Raw genomic sequence first — 2,481 nt, 5'->3', positions numbered from 1 at the left:
CTCCGCCGAATACAACGCGCTGGCGCGGGTGTGGACGGCGGTCAACGTCAACTGATCCATCGCTGCATCGCGCCGCCGATCGCGGCGCAAGCGACGGCCCGCTCGCGCGGGCCGTCTGCTTTTCGGTTCGGCCTTCGCGGCGCGTTCGTCGCGACGGTGCTGCGCGCGGTTGTCCGGCGCTGCCGCGTCAGCGCCGCGCTGGCTCGATCCGCAGCGGCGGCCAGCGCCCGTAGGTGAACGTCCGCCACAGCCATTCCGCCGGACCGAAGCGGAACCGCCGCAACCACCACGCGCTGAACGCCATTTGCGCGGCGAACAACGCCAGCGCGGCGACCATCAACGCGCTGTACGGCCAGCGTCCCCACTGGCCCAGGCCGTAGCCGTACAGCGCCCAGGTCGCGATCAGCGACTGCGCGAGGTAGTGGCTCAGCGCCATGCGCCCGGCCGGCGCGAAACGCAACGGCCAGCGCATGCCGCGCGCGAGCATGAGCGCCACCGCGCCGGTCGCGGCCAGCGCCAGCGGCAGGCCGGAGGCGACGTGAAGGGTCTGCGCCAGCACCGATCTCGCCGTGAACACCGCCATCGCCGGCGACGGGTCCAGGGCCACGCTGGCGGCGGTCGACGCGACGCCGAGCGCGACGCCCCAGACGATCGCCTCGCGCCACTGCGCGCGCCACCGGCCCGCGTCGGCGAGCGCGCCGCTGCGCGCGATGCCGGCGCCGATCAGGAACAAGCCCAGCGTCAACGGCAGCATCACCACCCAGCCGCCCACGGTGGCGTCGAAGAAGAACGACCAGCGCTGCGCGGTCGCGGCGGCGTAGTCGCCGCTCGCGTAGGCGGCCACTTCCGCCGCGCGCTCGGCGTGCGCGGCGGCCAGGTGCGCGGCGTCGCCGACGGCCACGCCGGGCAGGCTCAGCGAGGCCGCGATCAACAACATGAAACCGATGCCGCTGGCGTACAGCAGGCTGCCCAGCACGATCCAGCGCTCGGGCGCCCACCCGCGCAACGCCAGCAGCGCGAACGCGCACACGGCGTAGGTGACGAGGATGTCGCCGGCCCAGATCAGCCACGCATGGACCAGCCCGATCGCCAGCAGCCCGACGCTGCGGCGCAGGTAGATCGCGGCGAAGCCGCGCCCGGCCGACGGCGCGCGCCCGAGCATGCTGGCGAAGCCCATGCCGAACAGCAGCGCGAACAAGGTCCAGGCCTTGTCGCGGATGGCGACGTAGACGAAGGCCGACCAGGCGTAATCGGCGCCGCGCAGCGAGGGGTCGATGCCGTCGTGCAGTTCCCGCAACGGCCCGGCGAACGCGGCGACGTTGCTCAGCAGGATGCCGAGCAGGGCCAGGCCGCGCAGCGCGTCGAGCGCGGCGATGCGCTCGGGCGCGGCGACCGGTGCGAATTCGGAAGGGACGGCGGTCATGGGAACGGCGGCAGCCAGCGGCGAAGCCAAAGCAGAAAACAGCGCGAGTATGCACAAGCGCCGCGGTGTGCGAGGGCCTTCAGGTGGTGGGAGGGCCTTCAGGCTGTGGGAGGGCCTTCAGGCCCGATGCTTTCCGCTCAGGTCATCGCGTCGGAGCGGAAAGCGTCGGGCCTGAAGGCCCTCCCACAGGCTGAAAGGCCCTCCCACAGCGAGACTCGGCGATCGCACGCGCCGGGCTTTGCCGTCGCGACGCGCCTGCGCAAACGCGAACGGCCCGCATGCGCGGGCCGTCCGGTGTCGCCTCGCCGCCGCGGCCCGAGCGGGCCGCGCGGACTCAGTGGGCGTGGCCGCCGTCGCCGTGCACGTGGCCGTGCTCGATCTCTTCGGCCGCCGCTTCGCGCACGTCGACGATCTCGATGGCGAAGTGCAGGTCCTTGCCGGCCATCGGGTGGTTCAGGTCGACGTCGACCACGCTCATGCCGACCTTCTGGATCGTCACCGCGCGCGGGCCGAAGTTGGTCGGCAGCACCGCCTGCATGCCCGGGACCAGCTTGGCGTCCTTGAAGTACTTCTTCGGCACGCGCTGGGTCAGGCCTTCCTGGCGCTCGCCGTAGGCCTCGGCGGCCGGCACGTCGGCTTCGAACTTGTCGCCGGCTTCGCGGCCGTCCATCGCCTTTTCCAGGCCCGGGATGATGTTGTTGTGGCCGATCAGGATCGCCAGCGGTTCGCGGCCTTCCGAGCTCTCGACGGGCTCGCCGCCCTGCTCGGCTACGGTGTAGTGGAAACGCACGACGCGATCTTTTTCGATTTTCATGGCTAGTCCGGCTGGGTGGACGCGCAATGCGCGCCCGGGAAAGTAGAGGAATCGACAGCCGGGCTGCGCCGGCCGCCACAAAACGACACATGGCTTGTCTTGTCGCCGCCGCCGCGAGCCGCCAAGCTATCGGCGTGACGAAGGCCGCGCATTATCCCGGCAACACCGCTCCCGCGCCAGCGCGCGGGCCCTGGCCGTTGCCGGCCGCCGCGCTCGCCGCGGCCCTGTGCGGCCTGCTCGCCGC

3 protein-coding genes are annotated in these 2,481 nt (G+C 72.1%); 1 reads left to right on the top strand and 2 read right to left on the bottom strand.

Annotated features, from left to right (window positions below):
* Positions 1–187 precede the first annotated feature (187 nt).
* Positions 188–1,423 (bottom strand): DUF418 domain-containing protein, encoded by a 1,236-nt coding sequence (locus A7A76_RS14970; protein WP_206411930.1) that lies wholly within the window; start codon positions 1,421–1,423, stop codon positions 188–190.
* A 334-nt stretch (positions 1,424–1,757) separates the two neighbouring features.
* Positions 1,758–2,237: an FKBP-type peptidyl-prolyl cis-trans isomerase gene (locus A7A76_RS14965; RefSeq protein WP_096379319.1), complete on the bottom strand. Its 480-nt coding sequence runs from the start codon at positions 2,235–2,237 to the stop codon at positions 1,758–1,760.
* Positions 2,238–2,263: 26 nt separating this feature from the next.
* Here A7A76_RS14965 and A7A76_RS14960 point away from each other — a divergent pair.
* Positions 2,264–2,481, top strand: a 218-nt coding sequence (locus A7A76_RS14960) for a hypothetical protein (RefSeq protein WP_206411929.1), incomplete at its 3' end; no start/stop codon positions are given.

It is taken from the genome of Lysobacter enzymogenes, assembly GCF_017168095.1.
GTDB classification, from domain to species: Bacteria; Pseudomonadota; Gammaproteobacteria; order Xanthomonadales; family Xanthomonadaceae; genus Lysobacter; species Lysobacter enzymogenes_D.
The sequence above is the reverse complement of the archived record's forward strand: the minus strand, read 5'-3'. Positions and strand labels throughout refer to the sequence as shown.

Bases quoted from the DNA above. Each gene is read 5' to 3' on its own strand.
- A7A76_RS14970 (WP_206411930.1), bottom strand. From the start codon at position 1,423: ATGACCGCCGTCCCTTCCGAATTCGCACCGGTCGCCGCGCCCGAGCGC.
- A7A76_RS14965 (WP_096379319.1), bottom strand. From the start codon at position 2,237: ATGAAAATCGAAAAAGATCGCGTCGTGCGTTTCCACTACACCGTAGCC.